Source organism: Cellulosimicrobium sp. Marseille-Q4280 (genome assembly GCF_943181405.1).
Taxonomy (GTDB): Bacteria; Actinomycetota; Actinomycetes; order Actinomycetales; family Cellulomonadaceae; genus Cellulosimicrobium.
Map to the genome: position 1 here is coordinate 173072 of NZ_CALPBY010000003.1, position 16569 is coordinate 189640.

General features: G+C 74.3%; 14 protein-coding genes. 7 read left to right on the plus strand and 7 right to left on the minus strand.

What is annotated here, in order from left to right:
* The first annotated feature begins 154 nt into the window (after window positions 1-154).
* The 3 genes from NFS20_RS09000 to NFS20_RS09010 are packed head-to-tail and all read left to right on the plus strand — an operon-like array spanning window position 155 to window position 1763.
* Window positions 155-511 carry a DUF3099 domain-containing protein gene (locus tag NFS20_RS09000; protein ID WP_251151438.1) on the plus strand — a complete coding sequence of 119 codons (357 nt, stop codon included), beginning with the start codon at window positions 155-157 and terminating at the stop codon, window positions 509-511.
* Entirely contained in the window at window positions 508-756 is a 249-nt protein-coding gene (locus tag NFS20_RS09005) for a hypothetical protein (protein WP_251151439.1), read from the plus strand. Before NFS20_RS09000 ends, NFS20_RS09005 begins: the two co-directional genes overlap by 4 nt.
* Window positions 753-1763: an SURF1 family cytochrome oxidase biogenesis protein gene (locus NFS20_RS09010; RefSeq protein WP_251151440.1), complete on the plus strand. Its 1011-nt coding sequence runs from the start codon at window positions 753-755 to the stop codon at window positions 1761-1763. Before NFS20_RS09005 ends, NFS20_RS09010 begins: the two co-directional genes overlap by 4 nt.
* Here the strand turns inward: NFS20_RS09010 and NFS20_RS09015 are convergent.
* Entirely contained in the window at window positions 1736-3334 is a 1599-nt protein-coding gene (locus NFS20_RS09015; RefSeq protein WP_251151441.1) for an ABC-F family ATP-binding cassette domain-containing protein, read from the minus strand. The genes NFS20_RS09010 and NFS20_RS09015 overlap by 28 nt on opposite strands.
* Window positions 3335-3532: 198 nt before the next feature.
* On the opposite strand from NFS20_RS09015, the gene ypfJ reads away from it, so the two are divergent.
* Window positions 3533-4438: a KPN_02809 family neutral zinc metallopeptidase gene (gene ypfJ / locus NFS20_RS09020; protein WP_251151442.1), complete on the plus strand. Its 906-nt coding sequence runs from the start codon at window positions 3533-3535 to the stop codon at window positions 4436-4438.
* A 15-nt stretch (window positions 4439-4453) separates the two neighbouring features.
* On the opposite strand, the gene NFS20_RS09025 is transcribed toward ypfJ, so the two are convergent.
* Window positions 4454-5581 (minus strand): GNAT family N-acetyltransferase, encoded by a 1128-nt coding sequence (locus tag NFS20_RS09025; protein ID WP_251151443.1) that lies wholly within the window; start codon window positions 5579-5581, stop codon window positions 4454-4456.
* A 121-nt stretch (window positions 5582-5702) separates the two neighbouring features.
* Between NFS20_RS09025 and metH the strand changes: the two genes are divergently transcribed.
* Window positions 5703-9296 carry a methionine synthase gene (gene metH / locus NFS20_RS09030; protein WP_251151444.1) on the plus strand — a complete coding sequence of 1198 codons (3594 nt, stop codon included), beginning with the start codon at window positions 5703-5705 and terminating at the stop codon, window positions 9294-9296.
* 31 nt (window positions 9297-9327) lie between these two features.
* Here metH and NFS20_RS09035 read toward each other — a convergent pair whose 3' ends face one another.
* From NFS20_RS09035 to NFS20_RS09045, 3 genes are read right to left on the minus strand one after another with little or no spacing between them, the layout of a single operon-like run.
* Window positions 9328-10332, minus strand: a complete 1005-nt coding sequence (locus NFS20_RS09035) for an NAD-dependent epimerase/dehydratase family protein (RefSeq protein WP_251151445.1) — start codon at window positions 10330-10332, stop codon at window positions 9328-9330.
* A complete protein-coding gene (locus NFS20_RS09040; RefSeq protein ID WP_251151446.1) occupies window positions 10329-12989 on the minus strand; it encodes an alpha/beta fold hydrolase in 2661 nt (886 codons plus the stop codon). Before NFS20_RS09040 ends, NFS20_RS09035 begins: the two co-directional genes overlap by 4 nt.
* Window positions 12986-14008, minus strand: a complete 1023-nt coding sequence (locus NFS20_RS09045) for a 3-oxoacyl-ACP synthase III (RefSeq protein WP_251151447.1) — start codon at window positions 14006-14008, stop codon at window positions 12986-12988. The genes NFS20_RS09040 and NFS20_RS09045 overlap by 4 nt, the downstream gene beginning before the upstream one ends.
* Window positions 14009-14314: 306 nt before the next feature.
* Between NFS20_RS09045 and NFS20_RS09050 the strand changes: the two genes are divergently transcribed.
* Entirely contained in the window at window positions 14315-14950 is a 636-nt protein-coding gene (locus NFS20_RS09050; RefSeq protein ID WP_251151448.1) for a dihydrofolate reductase family protein, read from the plus strand.
* Window positions 14951-15008: 58 nt separating this feature from the next.
* Here NFS20_RS09050 and NFS20_RS09055 read toward each other — a convergent pair whose 3' ends face one another.
* Window positions 15009-15377 carry a DUF2200 domain-containing protein gene (locus tag NFS20_RS09055; protein WP_251151449.1) on the minus strand — a complete coding sequence of 123 codons (369 nt, stop codon included), beginning with the start codon at window positions 15375-15377 and terminating at the stop codon, window positions 15009-15011.
* 210 nt (window positions 15378-15587) lie between these two features.
* On the opposite strand from NFS20_RS09055, the gene NFS20_RS09060 reads away from it, so the two are divergent.
* Entirely contained in the window at window positions 15588-16025 is a 438-nt protein-coding gene (locus tag NFS20_RS09060; protein WP_251151450.1) for a VOC family protein, read from the plus strand.
* A 6-nt stretch (window positions 16026-16031) separates the two neighbouring features.
* Here NFS20_RS09060 and NFS20_RS09065 read toward each other — a convergent pair whose 3' ends face one another.
* A complete protein-coding gene (locus tag NFS20_RS09065; RefSeq protein ID WP_251151451.1) occupies window positions 16032-16556 on the minus strand; it encodes an O-acetyl-ADP-ribose deacetylase in 525 nt (174 codons plus the stop codon).
* Between the last annotated feature and the right edge of the window lie 13 nt (window positions 16557-16569).

The following is a 16569-nucleotide window of genomic DNA, read 5'->3' on the forward strand; positions in this document are numbered from 1 at the left end:
CCTCGGTGGCGACGGCGGGGAGGTGCGCGCCCGCGTCGGCAGGCGCTCGGCACCGCACCGAACCTACCCCGTGAGCCGGAGCGGGTGCGCGCGCGGACCGTCATACGTCGCCGCCGCGCGCTTTGTGGGGTCCGCACAAACGTAGACTGGTGGGGTGAGCACACGACGTGCGGGCGGGCGGCCCTCGGAGCCCGTCCCCAGCATCACGGCCGCCCCTCAGCCGCTGGCCGAGGACCAGGCGCGCCGCACGCGCCGGTACCTCGTGCAGATGGGGATCCGCATCGTGTGCTTCGTCGCGGCGATCGCCGTGTGGAACACGCTGCCGTGGCTCACCCTGATCCTCGCGGTCGCGGCCGTCGTGCTGCCGTACGTGGCGGTTCTCGGTGCGAACGCTGGGCGCGACCAGGTGCACTACGACACCTCCCCGATGGAGCACCGCGCCCTGCCGCCCGGCGACGTGCCCGGCGGTCACGGCCTCGGCCCCGGACCGACGTCCGGAGGCCCTCGATGACGGACGTCCTGGGCCTCGCCGACCCGGTCGGCGACGAGGAGCTGGTGTGCAGCGCGAAGGGCTGCCGCGAGGGCGCTGCGTGGGGCCTCCTGTGGAACAACCCCAAGATCCACACGCCCGAGCGGCGCAAGGTCTGGCTCGCGTGCGACGCCCACCGTGAGCACCTCGAGACGTTCCTCGGCGCGCGCTCGTTCTGGCGGTCGACCGTGCCCGTCGACGACCTCGAGCGCCGGTCGGCACCGTGACGGCAGCACCTCCCGGGCCGGGCGCTCCCTCGACCGCCCTGGGCCCGACGCCGCAGCGCGCCACCGCGAACGCGCACCAGCCCCGCACGCCGCGTCAGTGGGTGACCCTCGCCGTCGGTGTGGTCGTGCTCGTCGCGCTGTGCCTCGTCGCAGGGCGCTGGCAGTGGAACCGGTACGTCGCGCGCGACGCAGAGATCCAGCAGATCGAGGCGAACTACGTCTCGGACCCCGTCCCCGTGGCCGACGTCCTGCCGTCGCCGGGTGCCGTGCTCGACGGCGCCGACGTGTGGCGGCCCGTGACGCTCGAGGGCCGGTACGAGGCCGACGCGACCGTGCTCCTGCGCAACCGCCCCGTCGGCGGGAGCCCGGGCTTCCACGTCCTCGTGCCGTTCGTCACCGCGCCGGGCCCGGGCGCGCCCGACGGGCTCGTCGTCGTCGTGGACCGCGGCTTCGTGCCGCTCGGCACCGACGCCGTGACCCCCGGCGACCTGCCCGCCCCGCCGGAGGGCGAGGTCGAGGCGACCGTCACGCTGCGGGCCGACGAGCCGCCGTCGGGCCGGGACGCGCCCGACGCCCAGGTGCAGGCGATCTCCACCGACCAGGTGCTCGCCGCCGGACCGGACGGCGCCGCGTGGGCCGACGGCCGGACCGTCGGCGCCTACGGGCAGCTGCGGTCCGAGGAACCGGCGGCCGCCGACCCGCTCGAGACCCTGCCGAAGCCCGACACCGACCCCGGGTCGCACCTGTCCTACGCGTTCCAGTGGGCCGTGTTCGCGCTCGGTGCCGTCGCCGGGTTCTGGCTGCTCGTGCGCCGGGACCGGCGCGACGCGCGCGGCGAGGACACCACGCTCACCGCGGGCGACCTCCTCGCCGCCGACGACCCCGGCGCCGCGCGCGCCCGCCGCGACGCCCGCACCCGACGCCCCACCGCGGAGGACGAGGAGGACGCGCTCGTCGACGCACAGCTCGACGCCGCGCGTCAGGCGAGCGAGACCAGCTCCGCGTAGCCGTCGTTCCAGAGGTCCTCGTCGCCGTCGGGCAGCAGGAGCACGCGCTCGGGCTCGAGGGCCTCGACCGCGCCGTCGTCGTGCGTCACCATGACGACCGCGCCCTCGTAGGTCTTCAGGGCGCCGAGGATCTCGGCGCGCGACGCGGGGTCGAGGTTGTTCGTCGGCTCGTCGAGCAGCAGGACGTTCGCCGAGGACACGACGAGCGTCGCGAGCGCGAGGCGCGTCTTCTCGCCGCCGGAGAGCACGTTGGTCGGCTTGTCCGCGTCGTCGCCCGAGAACAGGAACGACCCGAGCGTCGAGCGCACCTCGGTGTCGGAGAGGTCCGGCGCGGCATGGCGAAGGTTCTCCACGACGGTCACGTCCATGTCGAGCGTGTCGTGCTCCTGGGCGTAGTAGCCGATCTTCAGGCCGTGGCCGGGGTGCACCTCCCCCGTGTCCGGCTTCTCGACGCCGCCGAGGATCCGCAGGAGCGTCGTCTTGCCGGCGCCGTTGAGCCCGAGCACGACGACGCGGCTGCCCCGGTCGATCGCGAGGTCGACGCCCGCGAAGACCTCCTGCGACCCGTACGCCTTGGACAGGCCGGACGCGGTGAGGGGCGTGCGCCCGCACGGGGCCGGCTTCGGGAAGCGGAGCTTCGCGACCTTGTCCGACTGGCGCTCGCCCTCGATGCCGGCCAGCAGCTTCTCCGCCCGCCGCATCATGTTCTGCGCCGCGACGGCCTTGCTCGCCTTGGCGCGCATCTTCTCGCCCTGGGCCTGCAGCACCCCAGCCTTCTTCTCGGCGTTCTGCCGCTCCCGGCGACGGCGGCGCTCGTCCGACTCGCGCTGCGCGAGGTACGCGTCCCAGCCGAGGTTGTACTGGTCGAGCTCGCCGCGGTTGGCGTCCAGGTGGAACACCTTGTTCACGGTCGCACGCAGCAGCTCGGTGTCGTGGGAGATCACGACGAAGCCGCCGGAGTACCCCTTGAGGTAGTCGCGCAGCCAGATGATCGAGTCGGCGTCGAGGTGGTTCGTCGGCTCGTCGAGGAGCAGGGTCTCGACCCCGGAGAACAGGATGCGCGCGAGCTCGATGCGGCGGCGCTGGCCACCCGAGAGCGTGTTGAGCGGCTGGGCGAGCACGCGGTCGTCGAGACCGAGGTTGCTCGTGATCCGGTGCGCCTCGCTCTCCGCGGCGTAACCGCCCGCGGCCTGGAAGCGCGCCTCGAGCCGCGGGTAGCGCTCCATCGCCGCCTCGTGCGTCTCGACGTCGGCGCTCGCCATGGCGCCCTCCGTCTCGCGCATCTGACGGACGATCGAGTCGAGGTTGCGGGCCGAGAGCACGCGGTCCAGCGCGACGACGGCGAGGTCGCCCGTGCGCGGGTCCTGCGGGAGGTAGCCGATGTCGCCGCCGCGCGTGATCTTCCCCGCCGTCGGCTGGGTCTCTCCCGCGAGGGTCTTGGTCAGGGTGGTCTTGCCGGCGCCGTTGCGACCGACGAGGCCGATCCGGTCGCCGGAGGCGATCTGGAACGTGGCCTCGTGCAGCAGGACACGGGCGCCGACACGCAGCTCGACGCCGTGGGCGGTGATCACGGGAGGGTCCTCTCGGGTGGTTCGTGGTGCCCGACGGCGGCCGGTCGCCTCGGCCTCGGACGGGCCCAGGGCTGTCGCAGGGCCGTCGCAGGCGGGACCGGCCCGCGGAGGGCCGGGTCGATTCTACGGGCCGGACGGCCCGTTCACCGGACCGCCCGCCCGGGGGCCTGGTGACCGGCTCGGAGGTACCTTGTGCTCGTGACGTTCCAGGAGGGTGGCTCGTTCGAGGGTGGCCGCGTGCGCAAGGGCGGTGGCCGGGGTCGCGGACCGATGATCGCGGGCGGCGGGATCGGTGCCGTGCTCGTCGCGCTCGCCGTCGCGTTCTTCAGCGGCCAGACGGGCATCGACCTCAGCGGCTTGACCGGCGAGGACGGCAGCGGGTCGGACGCGCTCGGCGAGGGGCAGGCGCAGGCCGTCGGCGACTGCACCGCCGAGCAGGCCAACACCGACCTCGAGTGCGAGCTCAGCGCGACCGCGCAGGCGCTCGACGCGTACTGGGACGAGGCGCTCCCCGCCCAGTCCGGCGTCCGGTACGAGCTCCCCGAGGTCGTGAGCTTCACCGGCCAGGTGTCGACCGGCTGCGGCGCCGCGACGAGCGCCGTCGGGCCGTTCTACTGCCCGAGCGACCGCACGGTGTACATCGACGTGGGCTTCTACGACGACCTCACGTCGCGCTTCGGCGCGAACGACGGCGGCCTCGCGCGCATGTACGTCGTCGCCCACGAGTTCGGGCACCACATCGAGCAGCAGATCGGGGCGATGGAGGCGGCCGACCGCAGCGGCACCGGCCCGGAGTCCGACGCGGTGCGGATCGAGCTCATGGCCGACTGCCTCGCGGGCATGTGGGCCGGGCACGCCGCGACGACGGTCGACCCGGACACCGGCGTGACGTTCCTCGAGCCCGTCACGGAGCAGCAGCTGCGCGACGCGCTGTCCGCCGCGTCCGCCGTCGGCGACGACCGCATCCAGGAGTCCGCGACCGGCCAGGTGAACCCGGAGGCGTGGACGCACGGGTCGAGCGAGCAGCGCCAGCGCTGGTTCACGATCGGCTACGACGGCGGCACGCTCCAGGACTGCAACGCGCTCGACGCCCCGTCGCTCTGACGCTCCGCAGCGAGATCAGAGCTCGATCGAGTACATCCGCGAGCCGCTGACCTTCTCGTAGCCGAGGCTCGCGTACAGCCCGTGGGCGCCGGACGGGTTCTCGGTGTCGACGTCGAGGCTCGCGTACTGCATCCCGTCCGCCGCCATCGCCCGCATCGCGGCCGCGAGCGCCGCGACGGCGACCTTGCGCCCGCGGTACGCGCGGCGCACCCCGAGGAGCTCGGTGTAGCCGAACGTGTAGCCGCGGACCGGGAAGTCCTCGTCGTAGCGCCCGGCCATCTCGTAGCCGACGACGAGCGGCTCGCCGGCCCGCAGCGTCGCCGCGGTCTCCGGGTCCGTGTGCGGGTCGGCCAGGAGAGCGTCGACGTCCGGGGCGTCGTCGACCACGAGGAAGGACCACTGCGGCGCGAACTCGCTGCGGCCGTGCGTCCAGGCCTCGGGCGTGCGCGGCTCGCTCCCCCAGTGGTCGCGGAAGGCGTCGTTGTGCGCGAGGCGCGTCGCCTCGTCGAGCTCCTCGGACCAGGGCACGACGCGCAGCGCGCCGTCGAGAGGGACCCCCGGGACCGGTGCGACGAGATCACGGCGCAGGTCCGAGTAGAAGCGGCGGGCCTCGAAGCCGAACCGCTCGTAGAGACGCGCCTTCGACGGCGGGTCGGTGTCCTCCCCGTAGAGCGCGAGGCGGGCCGGGATCTCCTTGCCGCTCGCCGCGAGCACCTGACGCGCTCGCGCGACCGACCAGGCGAGCACCTCACGCCCGACGCCGCGGCCCCGGTGGGACGCGTGGACGCCGCCCCACAGGAAGGCACGCAGGGTGTTCGTGTCGCCGGGGTGGGTGTCGACGAGGGCGTACGCGCGCAGCGTGCCGTCGGCGTCGACACCGACGAGCGAGTCCGTCTCGAACGCGCGCCACGGCGCGGTGAACAGCTCCTCGACCTCGGCGAGCGTCTCGCGGAACGGCTCGGCGTCGGTCGCGGCGATCTCGTTCTTCAGCGTGAGCAGGGCGGGGGCGTCGGCCGCGACGGCGGGGCGCCACGTCAGGTCGCCCGCGGTCACGGGCGGGAGGGTCTCGGGCGCCGCGGCGCGCTGCGCGATGGGAGCGAGCGGCGCGGCGGTCGTCGCGGTCGTGACCGGGCTGGAGGGCATGCGGACCACGCTATGCGAGCGGTCGCCGTCGGGCACGCGTATTTCTCGGGCGTCCGCGCCGCCGAGCATCACGAGTGAGACGTCCCTCCGGGCCGTCGCCACCGGCGTCTAGGCTTCCCCCATGCCGACTGCAGCCGTCCAGGAGATCGCCGACGCCCGCTCCCAGGCCTTTGCCGAGGCGCTGCGCACACGCGTCGTCGTCGCCGACGGCGCGATGGGCACGATGATCCAGGCGCAGGACCCGAGCCTCGAGGACTACGAGGGGCTCGAGGGCTGCAACGAGATCCTCAACGTGTCGCGACCCGACATCATCGGCTCCGTGCACGACGCGTACCTCGAGGTCGGCGTCGACGCGATCGAGACCAACACGTTCGGCGCGAACTGGTCCAACCTCTCGGACTACGACATCGACCACCGCATCCGCGAGCTCGCGGCCGCGGGTGCGCGCATCGCGCGCGAGCGCGCCGACGCCTTCACGACCCCCGACCACCCGCGCTGGGTGCTCGGCTCGATGGGCCCCGGGACCAAGCTCCCCAGCCTCGGCCACACCACGTACGCGCACCTGCGCGACACGTTCGCGGAGCAGGCCGCGGGGCTGCTGGAGGGTGGCGCGGATGCCATCTTGGTCGAGACGAGCCAGGACCTGCTGCAGACCAAGGCCGCCGTGAACGGGTCGCGGGCCGCAATGCGCGACGTGGGGCGATCGGTCCCGGTCATCGCCCAGGTGACGGTGGAGACCACGGGCACCATGCTCATGGGCTCGGAGATCGGCGCGGCGCTCACCACGCTGCAGGCCCTGAAGGTCGACGCGATCGGGCTCAACTGCGCCACCGGTCCCGCGGAGATGAGCGAGCACCTGCGCCACCTGTCGCGCCACGCGGAGATCCCCGTCACGTGCATGCCCAACGCGGGCCTTCCGGTGCTCGGGCCCGACGGCGCGTCGTACCCGCTGACGCCCGACGAGCTCGCCGCCGCGCACACGCAGTTCGTGCAGGAGTTCGGGCTCGGGCTCGTCGGCGGCTGCTGCGGGACGACGCCCGAGCACCTGCGCCGCGTGGTCGAGGCCGTGCGGGCGCGACCGGTGGCCGAGCGGCACCCGCAGCGCGAGAACGGCGTCGCGAGCCTGTACTCGCACACGGACCTGCACCAGGACGCGTCGTTCCTCGCGATCGGCGAGCGGACGAACGCGAACGGCTCCAAGGCGTTCCGCGAGGCGATGCTCGCGGAGAACTGGGAGGAGTGCGTCGAGATCGCGCGCGCGCAGACGCGTGACGGCGCCCACCTGCTCGACGTGTGCATCGACTACGTGGGCCGTGACGGCGTCGCGGACGTGCGCGAGGTGGTCTCGCGCCTCGCGAGCGCGTCGACGCTGCCGCTCGTCGTCGACTCGACCGAGCCGGAGGTCATCGCGGCCGGACTCGAGCTCGTCGGCGGGCGCGCCGTCGTGAACTCGGTGAACTTCGAGGACGGCGACGGCCCGACGTCGCGGTTCGCGCGGGTCATGCCGCACGTCGTGGAGCACGGCGCGGCGGTCGTCGCGCTGACGATCGACGAGGAGGGCCAGGCGCGGACCACCGAGACGAAGGTCGCGATCGCGACGCGCCTCGTGGAGACGCTCACGCGCGACTGGGGCCTGCGCGTCGACGACATCATCGTCGACGCCCTGACGTTCCCCATCGCGACCGGGCAGGAGGAGACACGACGCGACGCGATCGAGACGATCGAGGCGATCCGGGAGATCACGCGCCGCTTCCCCGGCATCCACACGACGCTCGGGGTGTCGAACGTGTCGTTCGGGCTCAACCCGGCCGCGCGCACCGTGCTCAACTCGGTGTTCCTCCACGAGGCCGTCGAGGCGGGCCTGGACTCCGCGATCGTGCACGCGGCGAAGATCCTCCCGCTCGCGCAGATCCCTGACGAGCAGCGCGAGGCCGCACTCGACCTCGTGTGGGACCGGCGCCGGTACGACGACGAGGGCAACCTCGTGCACGACCCGCTGGCCGTGCTGCTCGACCTCTTCGAGGGCGTGGACTCGGCCGCGCTCAAGGACCAGCGTGCGGCCGAGCTCGCCGCGCTGCCCGTCGGCGAGCGCCTCGAGCGGCGCATCGTCGACGGCGCGCGCAAGGGCCTCGAGGACGACCTCGACACCGCCCTGGCCGACGGCATGAAGGCGCTCGAGATCGTCAACGACCACCTGCTCGAGGGCATGAAGGTCGTCGGCGACCTGTTCGGGCGCGGCGAGATGCAGCTCCCGTTCGTGCTGCAGTCGGCCGAGGTGATGAAGACGGCCGTCGCGCACCTCGAGCCGCACATGGAGCGCGTCGAGGGCGACACGGGGAGCAAGGGCACGATCGTGCTCGCGACCGTGCGCGGCGACGTGCACGACATCGGCAAGAACCTCGTCGACATCATCCTCACGAACAACGGCTACACGGTCGTCAACATCGGCATCAAGCAGCCGATCTCGGCGATGATCGAGGCGGCCGAGCAGCACGACGCCGACGTCATCGGCATGTCGGGGCTCCTCGTGAAGTCGACGGTCGTCATGAAGGAGAACCTCGCGGAGCTCGCGTCGCGCGGGCTCGCGGAGCGGTGGCCGGTGCTGCTCGGCGGCGCGGCACTCACGCGGACGTACGTCGAGGACGACCTCGCGGGCCAGTTCCCCGGCGTCGTGCGGTACGCGCGCGACGCGTTCGAGGGGCTGCGGCTCATGGAGCCGCTCGTGCGCGTCGCGCGCGGCGAGTCGCCCGACACCGTGGGCCTGCCCGCGCTGAAGAAGCGCCGGCACGCCGTGGTCACCGTGACCGAGACCGCGCCCGAGGACCTGCCCGCGCGGTCCGACGTCGCGGCGGACAACCCGGTCCCGACCCCTCCCTTCTGGGGCACGCGCCTGGTCAAGGGCGTGCGCCTCGCGGACTACGCGGCGTTCCTCGACGAGCGCGCGACGTTCATGGGCCAGTGGGGCCTCAAGCCCGGTCGTGGGGACGACGGCGCGTCGTACGAGGAGCTCGTCGAGACCGAGGGCCGGCCGCGGCTCAACGCGTGGCTCGACCGGATCCGCACCGAGGGCATGGTCGACCCGGCGGTCGTCTACGGGTACTTCCCCGTGTGGTCGGAGGGCGACGACGTCGTCGTGGCGCACCACGGCGCCGGGCTCGCGGGGATCGGCGCGCCGGACGGCGGGTCAGGCGGCGAGCCGGGGACCGAGCGCCTGCGCTTCACGTTCCCCCGGCAGCGGCGCGACCGGCACCTGTGCCTCGCCGACTTCGTCAAGCCGCGGTCGTGGGTCGAGGAGACCGGCCGGTACGACGTGCTGCCCGTGCAGCTCGTGACGATGGGCGCGTCGGTCGACCAGCACTCCGCCACGCTCTTCGCCGGCAACCACTACCGCGAGTACATGGAGCTGCACGGGCTGTCGGTGCAGCTCACCGAGGCGCTCGCCGAGATGTGGCACGCGCGGGTGCGGTCGGAGCTGGGCTTCGCCGACGAGGACCCGAGCGCGGTCGAGGACATGTTCAAGCTCGAGTACCGCGGCGCGCGCTTCTCGCTCGGGTACCCCGCGTGCCCGGACATGGAGGACCGCACGAAGGTCGTCGAGCTTCTGCGCCCCGAGCGCGTCGGCGTCGAGCTGTCGGCGGAGCTCCAGCTCCACCCCGAGCAGTCCACCGACGCTTTCGTCCTGCACCACCCCGAGGCCAAGTACTACTCCGTGTGAGCAACCGGGCGACGGGCACCACGGACCGGCGTCAGGAGGTCGTGCCGCCGTAGTGCGCGGCCAGGCGCCGCAGCCCTTCGTCGACGCCCACGGCGGGGCGCCAGCGCAGGTCGCGGCGCGTGGCGCGCTGGTCGAACCAGTGCGCGGTCGACAGCTGCTCGGCGAGGAAGCGCGTCATCGGCGGCTCGTCGGTGCCCGGGCGCACGCGCCAGACGGCCTCGACGAGGCTGCCCGCGGCCCGCGCGACCCCGGCCGGCACGCGCCACCGCGGTGGCTCGACGCCACCCGCGCGGCAGATGCCCGCGAGCAGGTCGGCGACGGTGCGCGGCTCGCCGTTGGTCAGCACGTATGCGCGCCCGTGCACGTCGTGGGCGCGGTCGAGCGCCGCGAGGATGCCGTCCGCGGCGTTGTCCACGTAGAGCGTGTCGATGAGCGCCGCGCCGTGACCCAGCAGCGGCAGGCGCCCGCCCGCCGCCCGCTCGAGCACCCGCTCGACCAGCTGGGTGTCGCCCGGCCCCCACACGATGTGCGGGCGCACGGCGACGACGCTCGGCCCGGTCCCGCCCGACCCGTCCGGCTGCCGACGGCGGTCGCGGCCCAGGGCGAGCACCTCGGCCGCCGCCTTGGTGCGCGCGTACTCGCCACGCGCGTGCCGGGGGTCGGCCGGCGTCGTGCCCGCCCCGACCAGGGACGAGCCCAGGTGGGCCACGGACGGCGAGGACACCTGCACGAACCGCTCGACCCCGGCGCGCTCGGCCGCGTCGAGGAGCGCGCGGGTGCCCTCGACGTTCACGGCGTGGAACTCCGCGGGATCGCCTGCGAGCGACACCTTGGCCGCGAGGTGCACGACCGCGTCGGCGCCCTCGACGGCGCGCGCGACTGCCGCCGGGTCGGTCACGGACCCCTGGACGTCCTGGACGCCCGGCACACCGGAGGAGCGGCGCTGGAGCGTACGGACCTCGTCGCCGCGGGCCACGAGCGCGCGGGCGACGGCGCCTCCGAGAAGCCCCGACGCCCCGGTCACGAGCACGGTCACGGGCGCCCCACCCGCCCGCCGGCGAGGACGCGGTCCGCCCAGGCGGCGAGGCGCGTCCGGTCGATCTTGGAGTTGTGCCGCACGTCGGTGGGCATGCGCGGCACCACGAGCACGGCCGCGAGCGGCACGGGCGACACGGCGCGCACGGCGGCGGTCAGCGCCCCGGGCGCCAGCCCGGGGCGCCGGGCGCCGGGCACGGTCTCGACCACGGCGACCGCCTGCTGCAGGCCCGCGGGCCCGACGCCGACGACGGCGGCCCGCCGCACCTGCGCCACCCGCTCGACGTGCTGCTCCGGCCCCACGGGCGCCAGCGGGCCGTCGGAGGTGCGGAGCACGTGCCCGAGCCGCCCCTCGATCCACAGGCGGCCCTGCGCGTCGAGGTGTCCGACGTCGCCCGTGCGGTGCCAGCGCCCGCGCGGGGTGTCGCGCTCGGCGGCCAGGTCGGTGAGCCACAGCCGGTCGTAGCGCTCCTTGAGGTGCCCGGCCCGCACGAGGACCTCGCCGAGCACGCCGGGTGCCGCCGACGGCGCGCCGGTCGCGGCGCCGTCGTCGTCGAGCGCGCTGACGAGCACCTCCGCCCCGGGCAAGGGGAGGCCGACGCACACGCCCGCGTCGGGGGCCGCGGCAGCGTCACGGATGCCGTCGAGCGTGACGTCCGTGACCAGCAGGCACTCCGTCATCCCGTACGGGGTGTGCGCGGTGGCCGCGGGCATGAGCCCGGCGGCCGAGCCGAGCAGCTCGGCCGAGATCGGCGCGCCCGTGGAGAGGAACGTGCGCACGCGCACGAGGGCGGCGCGGTCGGCGGTGTCGAGCGCGTCGGCGGTCGCGACCACGTTGAGGATCGCGGCGGGCGAGAGGAACACGATGCGCGCGTCCGACGCGCGCACGGCGTCGGCGACGGCCCGGGCGGTGAGCGTGCGCGGCGAGGAGACGTCCATGCGCGGCGTCACCGACCGGGTGCCGAGCGCCGGCCCGAGCAGCGCGAACGGGGCGAAGCCCGTGACGAGCCCGGTGTCCGGGCCGACGTCGAAGTGCTCGGCGAGCGTGTCCCGCAACGCGGAGAGGCGGGCGTGCGAGTACACGACGCCCTTGGCCGGGCCCGTGGACCCGGACGTGAACAGCACGGCGGCCTCGTCGTCGGGGCGGGGCTCGGACGGCAGCGCGATGCCCTCCCCGGCGCGCGCGACGTCGACGAGCTCGTGCGCCACGCCCAGCGCCCGCCGGACCGCGGGCGCGAGCGGGTCGGCCGAGATCCGCACGCCGGGCCAGCCGAGCGCGCGCGCCGCGGCCAGACCCTTGGTCTGCGCGACGACGAACCGCGGCCACGCCCCGCGCTGGGCGCGCGTGAGCCCGCGGACGCCCAGACCGGCGTCGGCGACCACCACGACCGCCCCGATCCGCAAGCACGCGTAGACCAGCGCGGTCAGCGTGGGCCCCGGTTCCACCAGCAGCGACACCCGGTCGCCCTGGCGCACCCCGATCGCGTGCAGCCCCGCGGCCACCCGCTGCACCTGCCGGTGCAGCGCCCGCCAGCTCACGGCCCGGGCGGACCCGCCGGCATCGGTCACCGCCATGTCCAGCACCGCGGGCGCGTCGTCCCCCGCCCTCGCGTCCAGCCCCGCCCACAGCGGCACGAACGGCGAGGCTGCTCCCCCGTCGGCGCCGGTGGTCCCGGCAGCGGCCTCGGACAGCACCTCGCCCCCGAGCCACCCGAGAACAGCAGGCGTCCAGTCCGCGTCCTCGGCGACGAGATGGCCGGCGTCCGCGAACCGGTGCACGTGCGCGTGCGGCAGCCGGCGCACGAGGTCGTCGAGGTAGCGGTCGGAGAACACCGGGTCGTGCGGTCCCCACAGCAGCACGGCGGGCACGCGGAGCCTCGCGACGCCGGCGGCGACGCGGTCGAGCTCGGGCGCGCTGGGGTGCGCGGCGTCCACGGGGATGTCGGCGACGAAGCCCTCGATCCCGTCGCGGTCGTGCGCGGCGCGGTAGGGCAGCCGGTAGGCGCCCGCGACGTCGGCAGGCAGGGGCGGGCGCGCCAGGGCGAGCGTCGTGTCGAGGAAGGCGGTCGTCGTGCGGGTGCCGAGCCGGTGCACGGGCCCGGCGAGCGCGAGGCGCAGCGGCGCGGGCAGCGCCGCGCCGTCGGGCTGGTGCACGGCCGTGTTGAGCAGCGCGACGCCGGCGAGGAGGTCGGGGTGGTCGACGGCCCAGCCGAGGGAGACGACGCCGCCCCAGTCGTGGCCGAGGGTGACGACGGGCCCGGCGAGGCCGAGGGCGTCCGTGAAGGCACCCAGGTCGGCGACGCGCCGGGCGAGCGGGCGGTGCTCGCCGGTGCGGGCGGAGAACCCCATCTCGAGCTGGTCGACGGCGACGACGCGCCACGCTGCACCGCCGCCCCGGGCGGCGGCGACGGAGCCGGTCACGAGCCGCCGCCACAGGTAGGACCACGTGGGGTTGCCGTGCACGGCGAGCACCGTGCCGACGGGCGCGAGACCGCTCCGCTCGAGCTCGGGGCCCGTGTCGAGGTAGTGCCAGGTCGCGCCCCGGGCGTCGCGCAGCACGTGGCTGTACCGCGGGTCCAGGCCGGGCAGCCCGGGCGGGACGGTGCGAGCGGGGCGGAGAAGGGGGTCGGCCGCGGGCGTGGAGGCGGGCCCTGTCACCAGGCCAGCTCCAGCATCGCCGTGTTGATGCCGGAGCCCACGCCCATGAGCAGCACGCGGTCGCCGGCGCTGAGCGTGCCCTGCTCCTCGGCGAGCGTGATCGGCACGGACGCCGGCCCCACGTTGCCGAGCCGCTCGTAGGTGGTGGGCACGCGGGAGCGGTCCAGGCCCACCGCCTCGACGATCGCGTCGGTGTGCACGCGCGAGACCTGGTGCGTGATGTACCGGTCCATGGAGGACCAGTCCCAGTCGGCGACGGCGTCCTTCCAGGCGTCCACGACGAGCTCGAGGCCGCCCTCGAGCAGCGCCTGGGCATCGGTGAACATGCCGTCGGTGCTGCCCACGCACAGGTCGTGGAACCGGGTGGCCGCGCGGGTGACGCCGCCGCGCACGCGGTGGGCACGCGGGTGCTCGTCCGCGCGGCCCAGCACGGCGGCGGCCGAGCCGGATCCGAGCGTGAGCGAGGCGAACTCCTGCATGAAGTCGTCGCGGTCGCGGTCCTCGCGCAGCAGCCGCTCGATCGTGCGGTCGTGGATGACGTCCGCGTCCTCGCCGTCCACGACGACCGCGTAGCGGATCTGCCCGGACTCGATCATGCCCGCGGCGAGGCTCATGCCGTTGATGAAGCCGAGGCACGCGTTGGCGACGTCGAAGTTGGTGGCGGACGACGGCAGGTCGAGCCCGTGGTGCAGCCGCACCGCGACCGACGGCTCGAGATGCTTGCGCGTGACCGACGTGTTGATCAGGAGCCCGACGTCGCTCGGGTCCACCCCGGCGGCGCGGAGCGCCTCCTGCCCCGCGGCGACCGTCGCGTCGTCGACGTCCTCCTCGGCGGTCCAGGTGCGCCGCTCGCGCACGCCCGCCACGCGTTGCAGCAGCGTGGACGGCAGACGCAGCCGCCGCAGCGCGGGGGCGAGACGCTCCTGCACCTCGGCGGACGTCCGCACGCCGGCGGGAAGCCGGCTGGTGACGGACAGCAGCGCGACGTTGGTGAACCTGGCGGTGGCGTTACCTGACACACGAGCTCCAGACGGCCGGACGCACGAGCGCCCGGCTCAGCGACGAGACGACCGGGGGGCGCCTGACCGCCGGTGCGGCAGCGCGACCGCGCCGGGCGGGGGCCGACGGCTGGTGCCGTCCACTCCCGCGTCCCCGAGCGTAGGACGCTCGGCGGTTTCCCGCCGTTCCAACCGGGCGCTGTGGGATGCGCCACGTCGGCACGGCGGCTCGCAGAGGGGCGTGGCCCGCTCCTCGTGATCGATGACTTCCCCGGCGCCGCGCGGTCTACCCCGGGGACCGAGACGGCGAGCGACCTGGAGACGACCATGGGACTCATCGAGATCGAGCTGTTCACGACCCTCGACCTCGTCGGGCAGGCGCCCGGCGGGCCGGAGGAGGACCCCGAGAACGCGTTCCCCTTCGGCGGCTGGCAGGCGCCGCTGCTCGACGACGTCGCCGGTGCGCAGATCGACGCCGCGTACGAGGGCACGGACGCGCTGCTGCTCGGCCGGCGGACGTACGACATCTTCGCGTCCTACTGGCCGCACCAGGAGGACGGCCCGGACGGCGGCTTCGCGACGCTCTTCAACCGCATCCCCAAGTACGTCGCCTCGCGCGGAACGCCCGACCTGCCCTGGGCCGGGTCGACGCAGCTCGGACCCGACCTGGCGACGGCGGTGCGCGAGGTCCGCGACCGGCACGAGCACGTCAAGGTCGTCGGCAGCCTGAACCTGGTGCAGTCCCTCCTGCGCGAGAAGCTGTTCGACCGCCTCGACCTGTGGGTGCACCCGATCGTCCTCGGCGTCGGGAAGACCGTGTTCGACGGCGGAGCCGTCCCCACGAACCTCACGCTCCTCGAGCCCGCGGCGTCCAGCCCGACGGGCACGGTGCTCATGCGGTACGGGCTCGCCGACGGGACGCCCGGGACGGGCGACATGAGCAAGCCCGGCCGCGGCGTCTGAGCCGTCGAGCGGACCGCCGGGAACGGGACCGACGGTCCCGACCGCCGCACGGCCTGCCCTACGGTGCCGGGGCCGGCTCGCCTCGGAGGATCGACGTCATCTTCTTGCCGCGCGCGACCTCGTCGACGAGCTTGTCCATCCAGCGGATCTTCTGCATGAGCGGGTCCTCGATGTCCTCGACGCGGTAGCCGCAGATCACGCCGGTGATGAGCGGCGCGTTCGGGTTCATCGCGGGTGCCTGCTCGAAGAACGTCTCGAGGTCGATCTCGTCGGCGATCACCTTCTGCAGGCCCGCCTCGTCGTAGCCCGTGAGCCACGTGATGACCTGGTCCAGCTCGTCCCTGGACCTTCCCTTGCGTTCCACCTTGGTCACGTAGAGCGGGTAGATACTGGCAAAGCTCATCGCGAAGATGCGCGGGTGCGCCATCGGTGTTCCTCCGTGCTCGTGCGTGGGGCTGCGCGGTGCCGTGCCGCCCGCGCGGCCGCCCTCGTGACAGTCTCGCACCCTCGACGTCGCGCATGGTCGACCTCGACCGGTTCGTCCAGGACCGGATCGACCACGGACCGTTCGGTGCTCGTCCTGGGACCTGAGAGCCGGCCGGTCGCCGCGCGGCCGTACGGATCCTAGGCTCGCAGGATGACGATCCAGAGGTTGGACAACGTCGCCGTCGTCGTCGACGACCTCGACGCGGCGGTCGAGTTCTTCACCGAGCTCGGGATGGAGCTCGAGGGCAGGATGCCGATCGAGGACCGGCGCGCGGAGCGCGTCGTCGGGCTCGACGGGATGCGCTCCGAGATCGCGATGATGCGCGTGCCCGACGGCGCCGGTCGCCTCGAGCTCACCACCTACCACTCACCGGTGCTGGTGGACCGGGGTCTGCGCGACGCACCGCCGAACACGCTCGGCCTGCACCGGGTGATGTTCGCCGTCGACGACATCGACGGCACGGTGCAGCGACTGCGCGGCCACGGTGCCGAGCTCCTCGGCGAGATCGTGCGGTACGACGCGTACCGGCTCTGCTACCTGCGCGGGCCGAGCGGCATCATCGTCGCGCTCGCCGAGCAGGTCGGGTGAACCCACTCACCGCCCGGCGAGCGCCGTCCGGAAGGCGTCGAGCAGGGTGTCGCTGAACAGCACGAACCGCACCTCCTCCACGCTGCCCTGATCCTGCGGCCGCCAGCCCCGCACGGCGTCGACCGCGACGGTCGCGACGACGTCCGGGTCCCACCCGTAGACCCCGGCGCTCACGGCAGGGAACGCCACGGATCGCGCGCCCAGGTCCGCGGCGACGTCGAGCGAGCGCGTGAAGCACGACGCGAGCAGCGCGGGGTCGGTCTGGCCGCGGTGCCGGTTCGGCCCGACCGTGTGGACGACCCACCGCGCGGGCAGGTCGAACGCGTCGGTGGCGACGGCGTCACCCACGGGCAGGCCGTCGCGGTGGGTGGTCTTGCGCAGTCGCCGGCACGCCTCGAGGAGGCGCGGCCCGGCGGCCGCGTGGATCGCGCCGTCGACCCCTCCCCCGCCCAGGAGGTTCGAGTTCGCCGCGTTGACGACGACGTCCGTCGCCACGCGGGTGATGTCCCCGCGCTCCGCCGAGATCTGCATGCCGTCGACCCTA